The sequence below is a fragment of the Curtobacterium sp. MCSS17_011 genome (genome assembly GCF_003224275.1).
GTDB lineage: Bacteria > Actinomycetota > Actinomycetes > Actinomycetales > Microbacteriaceae > Curtobacterium.
The window spans coordinates 14,368-31,230 of record NZ_QKLE01000022.1 but is presented as its reverse complement, the minus strand read 5'-3'; the positions used below and the strand labels follow the sequence as shown (position 1 = coordinate 31,230).

General features: G+C 71.5%; 18 protein-coding genes. 14 read left to right on the top strand and 4 right to left on the bottom strand.

The genetic code is table 11. The features are described from left to right. Positions 1-31: 31 nt before the first annotated feature. Together DEJ17_RS13550 and DEJ17_RS13545 are read right to left on the bottom strand one after the other, a co-directional pair. Entirely contained in the window at positions 32-664 is a 633-nt protein-coding gene (locus tag DEJ17_RS13550) for a class F sortase (RefSeq protein ID WP_181421196.1), read from the bottom strand. Between the two features lie 14 nt (positions 665-678). Beyond that, positions 679-1,524 carry a DUF4397 domain-containing protein gene (locus DEJ17_RS13545; RefSeq protein WP_110894687.1) on the bottom strand — a complete coding sequence of 282 codons (846 nt, stop codon included), beginning with the start codon at positions 1,522-1,524 and terminating at the stop codon, positions 679-681. A 281-nt stretch (positions 1,525-1,805) separates the two neighbouring features. Between DEJ17_RS13545 and DEJ17_RS13540 the strand changes: the two genes are divergently transcribed. The 13 genes from DEJ17_RS13540 to csrA all read left to right on the top strand — a co-directional run bounded on the left by DEJ17_RS13540 (position 1,806) and on the right by csrA (position 12,420). Then, complete coding sequence (locus DEJ17_RS13540; RefSeq protein WP_375342575.1) at positions 1,806-2,069, top strand: flagellar FlbD family protein; 264 nt, start codon at positions 1,806-1,808, stop codon at positions 2,067-2,069. Position 2,070: 1 nt separating this feature from the next. Next, positions 2,071-2,892 (top strand): motility protein A, encoded by an 822-nt coding sequence (locus DEJ17_RS13535; protein ID WP_110894683.1) that lies wholly within the window; start codon positions 2,071-2,073, stop codon positions 2,890-2,892. 2 nt (positions 2,893-2,894) lie between these two features. Then, entirely contained in the window at positions 2,895-3,824 is a 930-nt protein-coding gene (locus DEJ17_RS13530; protein WP_110894681.1) for a flagellar motor protein MotB, read from the top strand. 97 nt (positions 3,825-3,921) lie between these two features. After that, positions 3,922-4,800 carry a flagellar motor switch protein FliM gene (locus DEJ17_RS13525; protein WP_110894679.1) on the top strand — a complete coding sequence of 293 codons (879 nt, stop codon included), beginning with the start codon at positions 3,922-3,924 and terminating at the stop codon, positions 4,798-4,800. Next, a complete protein-coding gene (gene fliN / locus DEJ17_RS13520; protein ID WP_110859876.1) occupies positions 4,800-5,504 on the top strand; it encodes a flagellar motor switch protein FliN in 705 nt (234 codons plus the stop codon). The genes DEJ17_RS13525 and fliN overlap by 1 nt, the downstream gene beginning before the upstream one ends. A gap of 7 nt (positions 5,505-5,511) precedes the next feature. After that, positions 5,512-6,072 (top strand): flagellar biosynthetic protein FliO, encoded by a 561-nt coding sequence (locus tag DEJ17_RS13515; protein WP_110894677.1) that lies wholly within the window; start codon positions 5,512-5,514, stop codon positions 6,070-6,072. Next, complete coding sequence (fliP, locus tag DEJ17_RS13510; protein WP_071244631.1) at positions 6,069-6,905, top strand: flagellar type III secretion system pore protein FliP; 837 nt, start codon at positions 6,069-6,071, stop codon at positions 6,903-6,905. The genes DEJ17_RS13515 and fliP overlap by 4 nt, the downstream gene beginning before the upstream one ends. Before the next feature lie 9 nt (positions 6,906-6,914). Beyond that, entirely contained in the window at positions 6,915-7,190 is a 276-nt protein-coding gene (gene fliQ / locus DEJ17_RS13505) for a flagellar biosynthesis protein FliQ (RefSeq protein ID WP_110894675.1), read from the top strand. Then, the gene (locus DEJ17_RS13500; protein ID WP_110894673.1) at positions 7,190-7,948 is read left to right on the top strand and encodes a flagellar biosynthetic protein FliR; all 759 of its coding nucleotides are present in this window, start codon (positions 7,190-7,192) and stop codon (positions 7,946-7,948) included. The genes fliQ and DEJ17_RS13500 overlap by 1 nt, the downstream gene beginning before the upstream one ends. A 4-nt stretch (positions 7,949-7,952) precedes the next feature. Then, on the top strand, positions 7,953-9,146 hold the full coding sequence (locus DEJ17_RS13495; RefSeq protein ID WP_110894671.1) for a flagellar biosynthesis protein FlhB: 1,194 nt from the start codon (positions 7,953-7,955) through the stop codon (positions 9,144-9,146). Then, entirely contained in the window at positions 9,143-11,197 is a 2,055-nt protein-coding gene (locus DEJ17_RS13490) for a flagellar biosynthesis protein FlhA (RefSeq protein WP_110894669.1), read from the top strand. Before DEJ17_RS13495 ends, DEJ17_RS13490 begins: the two co-directional genes overlap by 4 nt. Further along, positions 11,172-12,137, top strand: coding sequence for a hypothetical protein (locus DEJ17_RS13485; protein WP_110894667.1), 966 nt, complete (start codon positions 11,172-11,174; stop codon positions 12,135-12,137). The genes DEJ17_RS13490 and DEJ17_RS13485 overlap by 26 nt, the downstream gene beginning before the upstream one ends. 4 nt (positions 12,138-12,141) lie before the next feature. Beyond that, positions 12,142-12,420: a carbon storage regulator CsrA gene (csrA, locus tag DEJ17_RS13480; protein WP_110894665.1), complete on the top strand. Its 279-nt coding sequence runs from the start codon at positions 12,142-12,144 to the stop codon at positions 12,418-12,420. Between the two features lie 90 nt (positions 12,421-12,510). Here the strand turns inward: csrA and DEJ17_RS13475 are convergent, their stop codons facing one another. Beyond that, complete coding sequence (locus tag DEJ17_RS13475; protein WP_110894663.1) at positions 12,511-14,649, bottom strand: acyl-CoA dehydrogenase; 2,139 nt, start codon at positions 14,647-14,649, stop codon at positions 12,511-12,513. Between the two features lie 198 nt (positions 14,650-14,847). Between DEJ17_RS13475 and DEJ17_RS13470 the strand changes: the two genes are divergently transcribed. Next, positions 14,848-16,314, top strand: a complete 1,467-nt coding sequence (locus DEJ17_RS13470; protein WP_181421194.1) for a peptide MFS transporter — start codon at positions 14,848-14,850, stop codon at positions 16,312-16,314. Positions 16,315-16,480: 166 nt separating this feature from the next. Here the strand turns inward: DEJ17_RS13470 and DEJ17_RS13465 are convergent, their stop codons facing one another. Beyond that, positions 16,481-16,795 (bottom strand): hypothetical protein, encoded by a 315-nt coding sequence (locus DEJ17_RS13465; RefSeq protein ID WP_051596716.1) that lies wholly within the window; start codon positions 16,793-16,795, stop codon positions 16,481-16,483. Positions 16,796-16,863: the final 68 nt, after the last annotated feature.

Here is a 16,863-nt window from a genome sequence, read left to right as displayed (position 1 = left end):
ATCCGATCGTAGGGGCGGATCGTCGCCAAGGTCAGGCGGGGACCGCGGTGACGACGAGGTTGCTCTCGTAGTGTCCGGTCGCTGCGTCGAACGTGCCGCCACAGGTCACCAGGACGAGCCGTCGTGGTCCGTCGTCACGGAACACCTCGCCCCAGGGGAGTCCCTGCTTCTCGAGCATGCTGACGGAGTCGATCCGCCACGCGGTCTCGGCACCGTCCGCGTCCGTCAGGGTGATCCGGGTGCCGGAGGGGGCGTCGCCGAGGCGTGAGAACGGGCCGGTGCCGTAGCCGACCGCGTCGACGTGGGCCGCGATGACGACGGTGCCCCCGGTGGACGACGGGGCGGCACCGAACCGGTACCAGCCCGCGGTCGCCGGGTCGGGCGGGAGCGCCATCGCACCGTCCTCGTCCACCCCCTCGGGGCGGATCGGCGCGCTGATGCGGGCGTGGTCGACGGTGATGGTGGTCGGGGCGGGGGTGTTCCGGGCCGGGGGGATCGTGGCGGCCTGCTGCGGCACCTCGGTCGAGAACGCCGACGGGACCGGTGTGGGGGTGGTGGGCGGCAGGACGGACGGCTGCCCGCCGGGGGTGGTCCCGGCCGACGAGCACCCGGTCAGGGCGGCGGCCGCCACGGCGACGACGAGCGTCACCGTGGCGGACCGCACGGGGCGTGGCACGTTCAGCGGCGGGTCGCTGCGTGCCGGCGGCGGAGCACCACGGCCCCGATCGCGGCAGCGGCGGCCAGTGCGGCCGCCGCTGCGCCGACCAGGGGCAGGGGGTCCTGGTCGTTCGTGGCCACGAGACCGGCGTTCCCGGCCGGGACACCGTTGGGGGTGCCGCCGAGGTCAGCGATGGTCTGCGTGGCGAGGGCGAGGGCGAGGTCGTCGTCGTCCAGGCTGCCCCAGGCGTAGACGATGGTCGACGAACCCGCGGTGACCGCGACGTCCGCCGGGCCGATCACGGGGTCCGTGATACCGGTCGCTGCAACGCTCGCCGAGACGGTGCCGGCGGGCAGCTCGAGTGCCTGCTCGTCGGGGTTCGACAGGTTCGAGACGACTGCCTTCCCGCCGGCGAGGACGTCGACCGCGGGCGCTGCGGCGACGTGCCGGACGACGAGGCGTCCCTGCCCGGCGGCGACGGCCGAGGTGTCGTTGGTGAACACCGTGGCGGTCGGTGACCCGTCCGTGGCGTCGTGTGCGACGGCTGTGTAGTCGCCACCCGCGTCGAACGAGACGTCCGCCGGGCCGATGATCGGCTTCGACGCGTCGGTGGCGTCCGACGCGGTGATCGCGAGCTGGTGCGCACCGGCCGGCACCATCATCGGGCCGGCGAGGGTGCCCGGGGTGAAGTCGTCGATGGCACGTTCACCGTCGAGGTAGACGTCGACGGTGACGTCCGGGACGGCGTGGAGGACCGAGAGCGTCGCCTCGCCGGTTGCGGCGGTCGCAGCGGTCGCGGGCAGTACGACCGCGGCGGCGGCGAACAGGACACCGGCGCTGAGGCCGGTGGCGAGTGTCTTGCGCATGACGTGTCTCCTTCGGGCCTGTCCGGGCCGGTGCGGACGACGTCGTCCTCGACGTCGTACCCCCACTACCGGCCGAGGACCCCGATCGGATGCAGCGAGTTGCTGGGGATCAGCTGAGACGGCCAGACAGCGTCGCTAACGCACCCGCCCCGCCCGCCGATAGTCCTTTCGTGCAGGCCCACGGACGGGCCCGCATCCCGCCCCACGGACGGCGGCGGGACGATCGAGAACCAGGACGGGCCATGATCGTCGTCACACGACTGAACGGCAGCGGATTCGCTGTGAACCCCGATCTCGTGGAGCGCATCCAGGAGACGCCGGACACGACGCTCATCATGGTCGACGGCGCGAAGTACATCGTGCGGGAGTCGATGGCCGACGTCATCGACCTGATCGCTGCGTACCGCGCACGGATCGTCGGGATGGCCTACGGCACCGACCAGGCCCTCCGCTCGAGTACGAACACCGGCCCGCAGCCCGCGCTCGCCCCGGTCGCCGCTCTCCACTCCACGCAGCACGGCCGCGCGCTGGACGGGGGTCGCTGACGTGGACATCGCAACGATCGTCGGCATCCTGCTCGCCTTCGGCGCCCTGTTCGGCATGGTCCAGATGGAGCACGTCGAGCTCGGTGGACTCTTCCTTCCCGCCCCGATGCTGCTCGTGTTCGGCGCCACCATCGGCTGCGGCATCGCGAGCACCACGTTGAAGGACGCGATCGCCAGCTTCAAGGCGGTCCCGAAGGCGTTCACCGGCAAGGTCACCCCGCCGGCGTCGGTCATCGACGACGTCGTCGGACTCGCCGAGACCGCCCGCGCCAACGGCCTGCTCGCCCTCGAGCAGGAGGCCGACAAGCACGACGACCCGTTCATGAAGAAGGCGCTGCAGAACATCGCGGACGGCACCGACGGCGACGAGCTGCGGATCCTGCTCGAGGACGAGATCGAGTCGAATGCGGCCCCGACCCGGAGCGCGAGCGCGTTCTTCATGGGCCTCGGCGGGTTCGCCCCGACCGTCGGCATCATCGGCACCGTGGTCTCGCTGACCCACGTGCTCGCGAACCTCGGCAAGCCCGACGAGCTCGGACCGCTGATCGCGAGCGCGTTCGTCGCCACCCTGTGGGGCCTGCTGACCGCGAACTTCATGTGGCTGCCGATCGGCGGCAAGCTCCGCAAGCTCGCCCAGCTCGAGTCGGACCGCCAGACGCTCCTGATGGAGGGACTGCTCGCGGTGCAGGCCGGCAGCCAGCCCCGTCTGCTCGGTGAGCGGCTGAAGGCCATGGTCCCGCCCGCAGCCCGCGCCGACACCTCGGCCAAGGGCAAGGCCGGCAAGAAGGCCGACGCGGCCGACGACCAGCAGCTGGCGGCCTGACCGTGAGCGCCAACCCCCGGGGCCGCGGCCGCGGTCGCGCGAAGAAGTCCCACGACGAGGCCGAGCACCCCGACGAGCGCTGGATGGCCTCGTACATGGACATGATCACGGTGCTGATGTGCATGTTCCTCGTGCTCTTCGCGATGTCCACCGTCGACCAGGAGAAGTACATCCAGCTCAAGCAGTCGCTCGCAACCGGCTTCGGCGAGGTCGACTCGCAGAAGATCGACACCGCGAGCGGCACCGTCGTCACGAAGGACCAGGTCGAGGACGGCTCGGGCTACTCGACGGACAAGTCCCAGGCCGACCACTCGACGGCGTCGTCGGGCACGAAGGACACCAACGTCGACCCCGCGTCGACCGTGGTGCCGACGACGGCGACGAAGCAGGACCTCGCGGAGGCGAAGCGTGAACTCGACGACCTGACGAAGCTCGAGCGCGCGATCCAGCGCAACCTGGCGAAGGCGGGCCAGACGGAGAACGTCCAGTTCACCTTGGACGCCCGCGGCCTGATCGTCCGGTTGGTCGGCAGCGAGACGTACTTCGGCACGAACAGCGCGGACCTGTCCGACCAGGCGCGGTCGATCATGGACGCCATCGCGCCGGTGCTGAGGACGAGTCACCACGACGTCAGCGTCGAGGGGCACGCCGACCAGCGGAACTCGACCGCGCCGTACGCCACCAACTGGGAGCTCAGCGCGGCGCGGGCGACCGGGGTCCTGCGTGACCTGGTCGAGCGGGGCGGGATGCCCGGCGACCACGTGCAGAGCGTCGGCTTCGGGTCGAGCCGGCCACTGGCGAAGGGCGGCACGGACCGGGACCTCGCCCTGAACCGGCGGGTCGACATCGTGGTCCTGTCGAACGCCGACCAGGACGTCAGCGCCCTCATGCCGGCGCTGGCGAAGGCACAGGACGGAGCGCAGCAAGGCTGAGACACGCAGCGGGCCGAGCGCAACAGCGCTGACGCCACCGCCCCACTACGGGGTACAGCACTGACGGGTGCCCCACAGGTGACCGATAGACGCACCCGTGACCGAGACCCTGCCAGCGCCCGAGGTGTACGACTTCGCGCGCCCGTCGACGCTGGCCCGTGAGCACGCCCGGGTCCTCGAGCTCGCCTTCGAGACGTTCGCGCGCCAGTGGGGCACGCAGCTGACGGCGAAGGTCCGAGCGGTCAGCCAGGTCACCTGCGAGCAGGTGCAGATGACGACGTACGACGAGTACGCCGCATCGCTGCCCGCGCTCACCGGCATGGTGCTGCTGCCGATCACGGGGTTGACCCCCAAGGGCGTGCTGCAGGTCCCGCTCGACGCCGCGCTGACGTGGGTGTCGCACGCACTCGGTGCCTCGAAGCCGCTGCCGACCCCGGATCGTACCTTCACGCCCATCGAGCAGGCCCTGGTCCGGAAGATCGTCGAGGACGCCCTCGACGACCTCCGCTACTCGTTCGGCGGGCTGCTCGCGCAGGACGTCACGGTCGGCGGGTTCCAGTTCAACAGCCAGTTCGCCCAGGCCGCGCAGAAGGGCGACCTGATGATCGTCGCCTCGTTCTCGATCCGGGTCGGCGACCGCATCGCCCCCGGCACGCTGGCCCTGCCGGCCGAGGCCGTCCTGCCGCAACTCGGCGAGGCCGCCGCGCACGTGTCGCCCGCCGACGCGCGCGCCCTGCTCGACGCGCAGCTCGAGAGCGTGCCCGTGGGCGTCAGCCTGCGCTTCGCCCCGGCCGCGGTCCTGCCGACGCAGGTCCTGCGGCTCGCCGTCGGCGACGTCCTGCCGCTGCCGCACCCGCAGCACCGGCCCCTCACCATCGCGGTCGACGGCGAACCCGTCGGCACCGCCGCGGTCGGCGCGAACGGCTCGCGCCTCGCCGGCATCGTCGTCACCACCACGAGCACGGAGCAGCACTGATGACCGAAACGACCACCCTCCACACCGCAGCGGCCGAGTCGCTCGCGGCGCAGCTCCCGACGGCCGCTCCGCTGAGCGCACTGCTCCTGCCTGGAGGCGCGACACCGGTCGTGCTCGACGCGGCGACGGACGCCGTGGTCGCGTCGTTCGTCGGCGGCCTGTCGGCCGACCTGGCGCTCGTGCTCACCGACCTCGAGGCGATCACGGCCGCCGGAGGCACCGACCACGGCATCGTGGCGGTCACCGACGTGCTGCGCCCGTCGCTCGAGGCCGCGGCGGGGGTCCTCGGCGTCGGGGTGCTCGGCGAGGCGAACCGCGAGTCGGCCGCGTCACTGCTGGCCGACCCGGACACCGTCGTGTTCGAACTGACCGCCGGTGGTCTGCCCGCCGGGTGGTTCGGCATCCGGATCCGCGAGAACGGCACGGTGTCCGCGCCCGTCGTGGCGAACCTGCCGGCCGGCAACCTCGGCCGGATCAACAACGTCGAGATGACCCTGACGGTCGAGATCGGCCGCACCCGCATGTCGGTCCGCGACGTGCTCGGCATGGAGCCCGGCGCCGTCGTCGAGCTCGACCGCAGTGCCGGTGCCCCCGCAGACGTCCTGCTGAACGGCCGGCTCATCGCGCACGGCGAGGTCGTCGTCGTCGACCAGGACTACGCGGTCCGGATCACCCGCATCCTCGACGTCGCCGAAACGGTCTGACCCGCACGTGGACACCCTCGTCGTCACCCTCCGCGTCGCGCTCTCGCTCGGCGTCGTGCTCGCCCTCATGTGGGTGCTGCACCGCGCGAGCCGCAAGCGCTTCTCGGGCAAGCCGTCGGGTCGTCGTGCGGCGACCGTCGAGGTCGTCGGTCGGCAGGGCATCGGCGGCAAGGCGAGCGTCGTGGTGGTCGACGTCGAGGGGGAGCGGCTCGTCCTCGGCGTGTCCGAGCACGGGGTCAACCTGCTCACCAGCGGGCAGGCACCCGCGCCGGAACTCACCATCGTCACCGGCCCGGTGGCGCTGCCGGTGCGTCCCGCCCCGTCGGCCGACGCGTTCGGTCGAGAACTGGCGCAGCAGTCGGACGCCACCCCGGGCCTCCCGGCAGGCACCGACGACGTGACCCGGGCGATCGACGCGACCAGCGCCGTCGCGCCGCTGCCGATGCGCCCGCGCAACCGTCGTCCGCAGCGCGCGGTGCCGAGCGCGCAGCAGCTGCAGGGCTCGATCCTGTCGGTCGACACCTGGCGCCAGGCCGCGGCCGCGCTGCGGAACCGGCGGGCCGGGTGAGGGCGGCAGGGCCGCACCGGCTGGCACGGTCGGGTCGACTCGTCGCCCTCGTCCTGCTCGGCCTGGCGGTCGTGGCCGGGTTCCTGATGCTCACGACGACCGGTGCGCACGCCGCCGGTGTCGTCGAACCCACCGCCCCGGCGACCCCGACCGCCCCCGCGACCGGTGACTTCAGCGTCAGCGTGAACGGCCCGGACGGCACGCCGTCGTCGGCCGTGGTGACGCTCATCGGCATCACGTTGCTGAGCGTCGCACCCGCGCTGATGCTCATGATGACGTCGTTCACGAAGATCTTCGTCGTGCTCGCGATGACCCGGAACGCCCTCGGGCTGCAGTCGATCCCGCCGAACCAGGTGATCGCCGGACTGGCACTGTTCCTGTCGCTGTTCGTGATGGCACCGGTGCTCGGACACATCAACGACGACGCCCTGCAGCCCTACCTGGCCGGGCACCTCGACTTCAACCAGGCCGTCGAGATCGGCACGAAACCCCTGCGGACCTTCATGCTCCACCAGACCCGCGACGAGGACGTCGCCCTGATCACCCGCGCCGCCGGGCTCGACAACCCGAAGTCGATGGCGGACGTGCCGATGACGACCGTGATCCCGGCGTTCATCATCTCGGAGCTCCGCAGCGCGTTCATCATCGGGTTCGTCATCTTCATCCCGTTCCTGGTGATCGACCTCGTCGTCTCCGCGGCCCTGATGTCGATGGGCATGATGATGCTCCCGCCGGTCATGATCTCGCTGCCGTTCAAGATCCTGCTCTTCGTGCTGGTCGACGGCTGGGGCCTCATCATCACGTCGCTCATCGAGAGCTACCACGTTGTCTAGGGGGCACGCATGAACCAGCAGGCCGTCATCGACCTCGTGCTCCAGGCGCTCCTGGTGGCCGGAAAGCTCGCCGCCCCGGTCCTCGTGACCTCGCTCGTCGTCGGCTTCGCGATCTCGCTGTTCCAGTCCGTGACGCAGATCCAGGAGGTCACGCTCTCGTTCGTGCCGAAGGCCGTCGCCGTCGCGATCGCCCTGGTGGTCTGCGGCAACTGGATGATCTCGGAGATGATCGCGTTCACGCACGTCGCCTTCGACATGATCCCGAAGCTGCTCGGGGCCGGTTGATGGAGCTCAGCATCGACGCCGACCGTCTGGAGGCGACCATGCTCGCCGGCGTCCGGCTCGTCGCGTTCTTCGTCATCGCGCCGCCGTTCTCGTACCGGGCGTTCCCCGGCACGGTCAAGGTGATCCTCGGGCTGGGGCTCGCCATCGGCGTCGCCCCGCGCGTCGCCGTCGGCTACGAGTCGCTCGAGACGGGGCCGTTCTTGCTCGCCCTGCTCACCCAGCTCGTCGTCGGGCTGTCCCTCGGCTTCCTGGTGTTCCTGGTGTTCGCCGCCGTGCAGTCGGCGGGTGCGCTCATCGACCTGTTCGGCGGGTTCACGCTCGCGCAGGCGTTCGACCCGCAGTCCCAGGTCAACGGCGCCCAGTTCACCCGCCTGTTCCAGATGACCGCGCTCGCGCTGCTCTTCACCTCCGGCGGGTACCAACTCATCGTCGGCGGTCTGGTGCGGTCGTTCGACGCCGTGCCGCTCACCGGCACCTTCGCGGTGGACGGGCTCGCGTCGATGCTCGTGACCGCGATGTCGCAGATGTTCCTCGCCACCCTGCAGATCGCCGGTCCGCTCGTCGTCGTGCTGTTCCTGGCCGACGTCGGCCTCGGGCTGCTGACCCGCGTGGCGCCGGCCCTCAACGCGTTCCAGATGGGCTTCCCGATCAAGATCGGCCTGACGGTCCTGTTCGCCGGTGCGCTCTTCATGGCCCTGCCCTCGGTGGTGTCGTCGCTGACGGGCGACGCCGTCGAGGCGATCACGGGACGGGGGTGACGACGTGTCCGACAGCGGAGAACGTTCCGAACAGGCAACCCAGCAGCGGATGCGCGAGGTCCACGAGAAGGGTCAGATCGGCCGCTCGCAGGACCTCGGCGCGTGGATCGGGATCGCCGTCGCGGCGCTCATGATCCCGGCGGCGATCGGCAACGCCGCGGCCGCCGGGCAGGACCAGCTGCTCGCCGTGCAGCGGGTCATCGAGGACCCCGAGCTCGGTGCCGTGCAGGCCCTGCTCGCCGACGCCCTCGGCTCGATGGGTGCGGCCCTCGGCCCGATGCTCGCGGTCGTCGCGGTCGCGGTGCTCGCCGCCGCCGTCACCCAGGGCGGGGTGCACTTCCGCAAGATGACGCCGCAGCCCGACCACTTCGATCCCGTCGCCGGACTGAAGCGCGTGTTCGGCACCCAGGCGCTCTGGAACGGGGCAAAGGCGCTGCTGAAGACCGCCGTCGTCGGGCTCGTCCTGTGGTTCGCGGTGCAGGGACTCATGCCGGTGCTGATGACGAGCGGCTCGCTGCCGCTGTCGGCCGTGCTCGAGGCCGCCGCCGCCGGGTCGGGCACCCTGCTGCGCGCCGCGATCGTCGCCGGGCTCGTCCTCGCAGCCCTCGACGTGTTCGTGGTGATCCGCCGCAACCGGAAGCGCACGATGATGACCAAGCGCGAGGTCAAGGACGAGAGCAAGCGGAGCGACGGCGACCCGCTGGTGAAGTCGCAGCGACGCTCCCGTCAGCTCGCGATGAGCCGCAACCGGATGATCCAGGCCATCGGCACCGCGGACGTCGTGATGACGAACCCGACCCACTACGCGGTCGCGATCAAGTACGAGCCGGGAAAGTCCGCGCCCCGGGTGGTCGCGAAGGGGGCCGGACCGGTCGCCGACGTCATCCGTGCGCGTGCCGAAGAAGAGCGGGTGCCGATCGTCCGTGACGTCCCGCTCACCCGGGCGCTGCACGCCGCGTGCGAGCTCGGGCACGAGATCCCGGTCGACCTGTACACCCCGGTGGCCCGCGTCCTGTCCTTCGTGATGGCGCTCAAGGCCCGCGGCACCGCGGCCGGCACGCACGCGCCGCCGCGGCCGACCACCCCGGACGAGGTCGCGAGCGTCATCGACCCCGCCACCCTGACCGGGGACCTCCGCCCCCGCAAGCTCCGCACACCGCGCATCGCAGAGAACCAGACCGAAGGACTCCCCGCATGAACCGCAAGGACCTGCCGAAGCTCGTCGTCCCGGTGTTCATCGTCGGCATCATCCTGCTGCTGATCCTGCCGGTGCCGTCGTTCCTGCTCGACTTCCTGATCATCATCAACATCCTGCTGGCGCTGGTGATCCTGCTCACGACGCTGTTCGTGAAGAAGCCGCTCGACTTCTCGGTGTTCCCGTCCCTGCTGCTCGTCGCGACGTTGTTCCGGCTCGGCCTGAACGTCGCGTCCACCCGGCTGGTGCTCGGCGAGGGCTTCGCCGGTGACGTCATCCAGGCGTTCGGCCACGTCGCCGTCTCCGGGTCGATCATCATCGGCGCGGTCATCTTCCTGATCCTCATCGTCATCCAGTTCGTCGTGGTGACGAAGGGTGCCGAGCGCGTCGCCGAGGTCGGGGCACGCTTCACCCTCGACGCGATGCCGGGCAAGCAGATGGCGATCGACGCCGACCTGAACGCCGGGCTGATCACCGACCAGGAAGCGAAGGACCGCCGTGCCGCGGTCTCCGCCGAGGCCGACTTCTACGGCGCGATGGACGGTGCGTCGAAGTTCGTCAAGGGCGACGCGATCGCCGGCATCCTGATCATCATCATCAACCTGATCGGCGGCATCGCGATCGGCATGCTGCAGAACGGCCTGTCCGTCACCGACGCCCTGTCGAAGTACGGCATCCTGACGATCGGTGACGGCCTGGTCACGCAGATCCCCGCGCTGCTGATGGCGGTGTCCACGGGCATGATCGTCACGCGGTCCGGCGCGGAGTCCGAGATGGGTTCCTCGGCCGCGACCCAGCTGTCGCAGTCGCGGAACGCCCTGATGATCGCCGGTGTCGCGGCCATCGCGATGGGGTTCATCCCCGGCATGCCGATCCTGCCCTTCCTGCTCGTCGGCGCGACCCTGCTGTTCACGGGCTGGCGGATCGGCCGGAACGCCGCCCGGGCCGAGGCCGACGCCGCCCAGCAGCAGGCACTCGCGGCGGCGGTGCCGACCGGCGACACCCCGGAGGACCTGCTCGAGCAGATGCGCGTGCACGCCCTCGAGATCCTGCTCGCCCCCGACCTGGTCGACATGGTGTCCGGCGCCTCCGACGACCTGCTCGGCCGGGTGCGCGCCCTCCGCCGCAAGATCGCCATCGACATGGGGATCGTCGTCCCGCCGGTCCGCACCCGCGACTCGATCGACCTGCCGCCGTCGACGTACGCCATCCGGATCGCCGGCGTCGAGGCCGGGCGTGGCACCGCGCCTGCGCGCAGCGTCCTGGCGCTCGGCGACCACCTGGACGGCCTGCCCGGCACCTCGACCGTCGAGCCGGTGTTCGGCCTGACCGGCAAGTGGGTGCCCGCCGAGCTCCGGCACGCCGCCGAGATGACCGGCGCGACCGTGATCGACCGGGTCTCCGTGCTCGTCACCCACCTGCAGGCGGTCATCGGCGACAACGCGGCGCGCCTGCTCACCCGCGAGGACGTCAAGGTCCTGACCGAGGGCGTGAAGCAGGTCAACCCCGCCGCGGTCGAGGAACTCGTCCCCGGCATGCTCTCGATGGCCGAACTGCAGCGGGTGCTGCAGGGCTTGCTCGCCGAGCGCGTGCCGATCAACGACCTCGGTCGGATCTGCGAGGCCCTCACGCTCCGCGCGAAGGTGTCGACCGACCCCGAGGGGCTCGTCGAGTCCGCCCGTGCGGCCCTCGGCCCGGCCCTCGCCGCACGGCACACCGACGCCGGCACCCTGCGCGTCATCATGATCGACCCGATGCTCGAACAGTCGATGCTCGAGGGGCTCCGGCCGTCCGAGCAGGGCAGCCAGATCGTGCTCGACGCGCACCGCATCGAGCAGGTCCTGGGCTCCGTCCGCGACGCCGTGCGCTCCGTGGAGGACCAGGGGCTCTCCGCCGTCCTGGTCTGCGCCCCGCAGCTCCGCCCGGCCGTGCACCGCATGGTCGCCGCCCAGTCGAACGGGCTCCCGGTGCTGTCGTACCAGGAGGCCACCGCCGCGGGCTCCACCATCGAGACCGTGGGAGTGGTCCGTGCCGCCGACCCGATTGCAGCGTAGCGGCGCCACGCTCGAGTCGGTCCGCGATGCGGTCCGGACCGAGTTCGGCGCGGGTGCGCGGATCGTCGCGGCCGAACGCGTGACCACGCCGGGCTTCGGCGGGCTGTTCCGCAAGGCGCACGTCGAGGCCACCGTCGAGGTGCCGGAACCGGGGGACCAGCCCACCGCCCGGGTGGTCATCGCCGACTCGCCCGTGCAGCGCGTCGGCATCGCCGCGCTGCTCGCCGACGCCGAGGCAGCCGAGGCACGCATCGCCGGCACCGACGGCACCGCGACGACGCGGGCCGACGCCTTCGCGTCGGTGCTCGACGGGTTCCAGGCGGACGGGATCACGCCGAGCGCCCCGCGCCCGACGCGCGCGCCGGGCGAGGCGGACGTGCCCGCGGGGGTCGACCCGCGCCTCCAGGCCGCCGTCGACGCGCAGTCGGTGGTCGACACGCAGACGGTGGCCGTCGCGCAGCCGGTCGTCGAGACCCGGTCGGGAGGCCCGTCCCGCGTCCTCGACGCGCCCTCGCCGGCAGCGGTGGCCCGGCCCACCGCCCCGGCCGTGCGCTCCGCGGACGGCGATCTGGTGCTCCTGGTCGGGCGGCCGAACGACGTGGACGCGGCCGCCGGACTCTTCGCTGTGCGGCACGCGCTCCGGCCGACGGACGCCGCCGACCGACGAGCGGCGATCCTGGCGCGGGCGGACGGCGTCCGTGACGGCCACGCCGTGCTCGCCGTCGCCGCCTGGGACGACCGGGCGACCGGCGACGCGCTGCAGGCCGACCAGGTGTGGGTCGTGGTCGACGTCGGGCGGAAGCCGGAGGACTCGGCCGCGATGCTGTCCGCGGTGGCCTCGAGGCTGCCCGTGGTCGGTGTCGTGGCGATCGGTGCGGGGGAGACCGCCACGCCCGGGTCGGTGGACCTGCTGGGGCTCCCCGTCGTGTCGCTAGGCTGAACGGGTGCTGGTACTCACGCGGAAGGTCGGCGAGCGGATCCTCGTCGGCGACGACATCGTCATCACGGTGCTCGACTCCCGGGGCGACGGCGTCCGGATCGGCATCGACGCCCCGCGCGGCGTGAAGATACAGCGCGAAGAGGTCGTGCGTGCGGTCGCCGAGGCGAACGCCGAGGCCGCTGCCGCCGGAGACGACGCCGAGGCGCAGCTGCGCGCGGCGCTCGGGGCACGCGGCGGGGCTGCCGCGGGCGGCACGACTCCGCGGGAACCGACCGACTCCTAGCTCCCGCCGCGGCCACGCCCGTCACGGGCGCGGCCGCGTGTCGATCACGGACGGCGCTGCACGTCCGTCACGGCCGGGGCTGCACGTCCGTCACGGACGGGGCTTCTTCTCCTGCTCGGGCAGGCGGCCGGCGGCGGCCTCGGCGGCGAACCAGGCACGTGCCTCGTCCTGTCGGGCCTGTTCGGCACCGAGCGCGATCGGCGCCCGGACGTGACCGGGCTCGTAGCCGAACGTCTCGATCAGCTGCGGCACGATGGGCCGGACCCGGGCGACGAGCCGGTCGATGTACGCCGACACCGCACGGGCACGCTGCGCCGACAGTCGGCCGTGCAGCAGGTACCAGTCCAGGTGCTGCTCGAGCAGGCCGAGCGCGAACAGGTCGCGCAGCCACACCAGCACGCGGCGGGTGTCGCCCTCGGTCACCTCGTCGAGCGCCTCGGTGAAGGCGTCCCACTGCATGAGCTCCGCGTGCGCCTTCGACGCCTCGATGAGCTCGTGCTGCGAACGGTTCAGCAGTCGGGCGGCGCGGGCGCGGTCCTTGCCGGCCGACGCCAGACGCATGCCGATCTCGGCGACCATGGTGTCGACCCGACCGGCGAGCAGTTCGCGCTGCGTCCGCGGGTCCTGCAGGTCGGCGACGCTGGCGGCCAGGGAGCCGCGGTCGGCAACGGTCTGGCCGAGGCGACGGATGCCGGACGCGTCGGCCAGCTTCGATGCCGCCACGGCCGCCACGAACTTCGCGGTCGACGCCGGGTCCTTCGGGGCCTTCGCGCGGAACTCGGTGAGCAGGCGCTTGCCGACGAGCTGCAGCAGCACGGTGTTGTCGCCCTCGAACGTCACGTACACGTCGAGGTCGGCGCGGAGCCCGGTCAGACGGTTCTCGGCGAGGAACCCGGCACCGCCGCAGGCTTCGCGGGCTTCCTGCAGGGTGTCGAGCGCCGACCAGGTCGACATCGACTTGAAGGCCGCGGCCTGGGTCTCCAGGTCCTCTCGGCGCTCCGGGGTGTCCTCGCGCCCGCTGAACACGTCGTCGAAGGTGCGCAGGAGCTTCTCGTGCGCGAACGACTGTGCGAACACCGTCGCCAGGCGCGGGATCAGACGGCGCTGGTGCCGGCCGTAGTCGAGCAGCACGCCCTCGGTGCCGTCGCCGGTGGGGAACTGGCGACGCTGCATCGCGTAGGTCAGGGCGATCTGCAGGGCGATCTTCTGCGCGACGACCGCAGCGCCGTCGAGCGACACGCGCCCCTGCACCAGGGTGCCGAGCATCGTGAAGAAGCGGCGGCCTGGCGAGGCGATCGGTGACGAGTACGTGCCGTCCGCGGCGACGTCGCCGTAGCGGTTCAGCAGGTTCGTGCCGGGGACCCGGACGTGGTCGAACGCGAGCCGGCCGTTGTCGATGCCGTTCAGGCCGCCCTTCGGTCCGTCGTCCTCACCGCTCACGCCGGGCAGGAACGCCCCCTCGGCGTCGCGGAGCGGGACGTAGAACGCGTGCACGCCGTGGTCGACACCCGCGGTCACGAGCTTCGCGAACACGACGGCGGCGTGACCGTGCAGGGCCGCGTTGCCGATGTAGTCCTTCCACGCACCGCGGAACGGCGTGTGGATCTCGAACTCCTCGGTCGCGGGGTCGTACGTGGCCGTCGTGGCGATGCTCTGCACGTCCGAGCCGTGGCCGGTCTCGGTCATCGCGAAGCAGCCGGGGACCTCGAACGAGACGATGCCCGGCAGGAACTCGCGGTGGTTCGCCTCGGTGCCCAGGTGGTGCACGGCGGACCCGAACAGTCCCCACTGCACCCCGGCCTTGATCTGCATCGACGGATCGGCGGTGACGAGCTCCTCGAACGCCGCCAGGTTGCCGCCGTGGTTGCTCTGGCCGCCGAACTCGGCGGGGTAGGGGCGCTGGATCGCCCCGGCGTCGACCAGGGTCCGGAGCTGCTCGAGCACGCGTGCCCGGTGCTCGGGGATCGGCTGGCCCTCGATCTTCTGCATCGCGGGGTCGAGCGCGAGCCGCCGGGAGATCCGGCGGTCCTCGGCCCAGCGTCCGAGCAGGAGCTCCTGCACCAGCTCGACGTCGATGCGGACGTCGGTGTCCGTGCCGGCGGTCGGGGTGCCCGCTGCCGGGTCGCCGGCGGCGTCGGCGTTCGGCGCGGCGTGCTGCGCATCGACGTCCGGCGCGGTGTCGCTGCCGCTGGCGGGGGTGGTGCGCTGGGCGGGTGCGGTGTCGACCATGGGCGGAGTCCTCCTGAACTGCGATGTCCGTGTTGCACCGTCCACGCTAGACACCGGTACCGACAGCGGCGGGAACGCCGTGCGGGCCGCACAACACCGTGTCGTCGATGCCGTCACGAGGTCGTGGGAACCCTCCAAAGACATGAGCGGTGTTCGACGATTGGGCGTGCCCACCCGGCCAGGGGCAGACTGGCCGCCATGTCACGTACCACCCCCGCGGACCGCGAAGGCCGTCCCGGACGCACCTTCTTCGGGCAACCGTTCGAGCTCTCGACACCGTTCGCCGTGGAGCTCTGGGAGCGGTTCTCGTTCTACGGGATGCAGGGCATCGTCCTCATCTACATGTACTACACGGTCACGCAGGGCGGCCTGGCGATCGACAAGGGCATCGCCACCGGCATCATGGGTGCCTACGGCGGCGCGGTCTACCTGTTCACGATCATCGGGGCGTGGATCGCGGACCGGCTGATCGGCGCGGACCGGACCCTGTTCGGCAGCGCGATCGTCGTGATGCTCGGACACATCGCCCTCGCGCTCATCCCCGGGGTGGCCGGGGTCGGGGTCGGCCTCGTGCTCATCGCGCTCGGCTCCGGCGGGCTCAAGGCCACGGCCACCACGATCGTCGGCGGCCTCTACAGCCGTGAGGACCCGCGTCGCGACGCCGGCTTCTCGCTCTACTACCTCGGCGTGAACCTCGGGGCGTTCTTCGGGCCGCTGCTCACCGGGCTGCTGCAGAGCTCGCTCGGCTTCCACTGGGGCTTCGGGCTGGCCGCCGTCGGCATGGCAGCGGGCCTGGTGCAGTACGCGATCCGTCGGGGGAAGCTGCCCGAGGTCGTCCGCCACGTGGCGAACCCCGTCGACCGTCGTCGCCTGCCGCTCATCGGTGCCGGTGTCGTCGTCGCGCTGGTCCTCATCGTCGTCGCCGTACTGACCGGCGTGCTCAACGTCGGCAACCTGCCCACCGTGGTCGTGGTGGTCGTCGTGCTGGCCACCATCGGGTACTTCGTCGTCATCCTGTCGAGCGGTCTCACCCGTGACGAGCGGTCGCGCGTCTTCGCGTTCATCCCGCTGTTCATCGGCAGCGCCGTGTTCTGGTCGCTCTACCAGCAGCAGTTCACCGTCGTGACGGTCTACTCCGACGAGCGCCTCGACCGCTCGCTGTTCGGTTGGGAGATGCCGGTGTCGTGGGTGCAGTCGATCAACCCGGTCTTCATCATCGTGCTGTCGGGCGTCTTCGCGGCGCTGTGGACCAAGCTCGGAGACCGCCAGCCGCCCACCCCGACGAAGTTCGCGCTCGGCACCGGGATCATGGGGCTCGCGTTCCTGCTCTTCCTGCCGTTCACCGGCTCGGGCGAGAACGGCACGCCGCTGCTCGCGCTCGTCGGCATCCTGCTGGTGTTCACGCTCGCCGAGCTGCTGCTCTCGCCGGTCGGCCAGTCCGTCGCCACGAAGCTCGCGCCGCCGAAGTTCCAGACGCAGATGGTCGCGCTGTTCTTCCTGTCGGTGTCGCTCGGCACCGCCGTCACCGGGGTGCTGTCCCGCTACTACGACCCGGCGGACGAGGCCCCGTACTTCACGATCCTCGGCCTGGTCGCCGTCGTGGTGGGTGTGGTCCTGCTGCTCCTGGCCAAGCCGGTGCTGCGGCTCATGCGCGGCATCCGGTAACCTGAGCGGAGCCACACGCCGACGCAACCAAGGAGTCACCACCCATGCTCGAACTCATCGCAGGGATCATCATCGGCGTCGGCGTCCTCGGTGGCGTCGGGTGCTGCATGGCCGTCGCGGCCATGATGAAGAGCGGCTCCGAGGAGTACTGAGTCCCTGACCCGGACTACTCGCCGCTGTCGGTCGTGACCGGCACCAGCTGACGACTCAGGACGGTTGCGCGCTCGAAGGGGCCGCGGCCGTCCTTCGTGTACACGGGCTCCTCGAACGCGACGGTCCACGTGCGCTGTGTCCCGCCGATCTGACTCCCGCCGGGAGCCACGATCACCCCGATCGGCTCGTCGGCCCACTGCTCGCCACCCCGATCGGTGTCGATGACCTGCACGAGGGCACCGATGCCGAGACCGGGAGCGTCGTCGGGGCGGGGACTGGGGGAGCGGCGGCGTCCGAACACGCCATCACCGTAGCGGCGAGTGGTCATGGAACGTCTGTGCGGCACCTGTCGACATGCTGACGGCCGGGCCGCCGGGTGGTCGGGACACCCCGGCG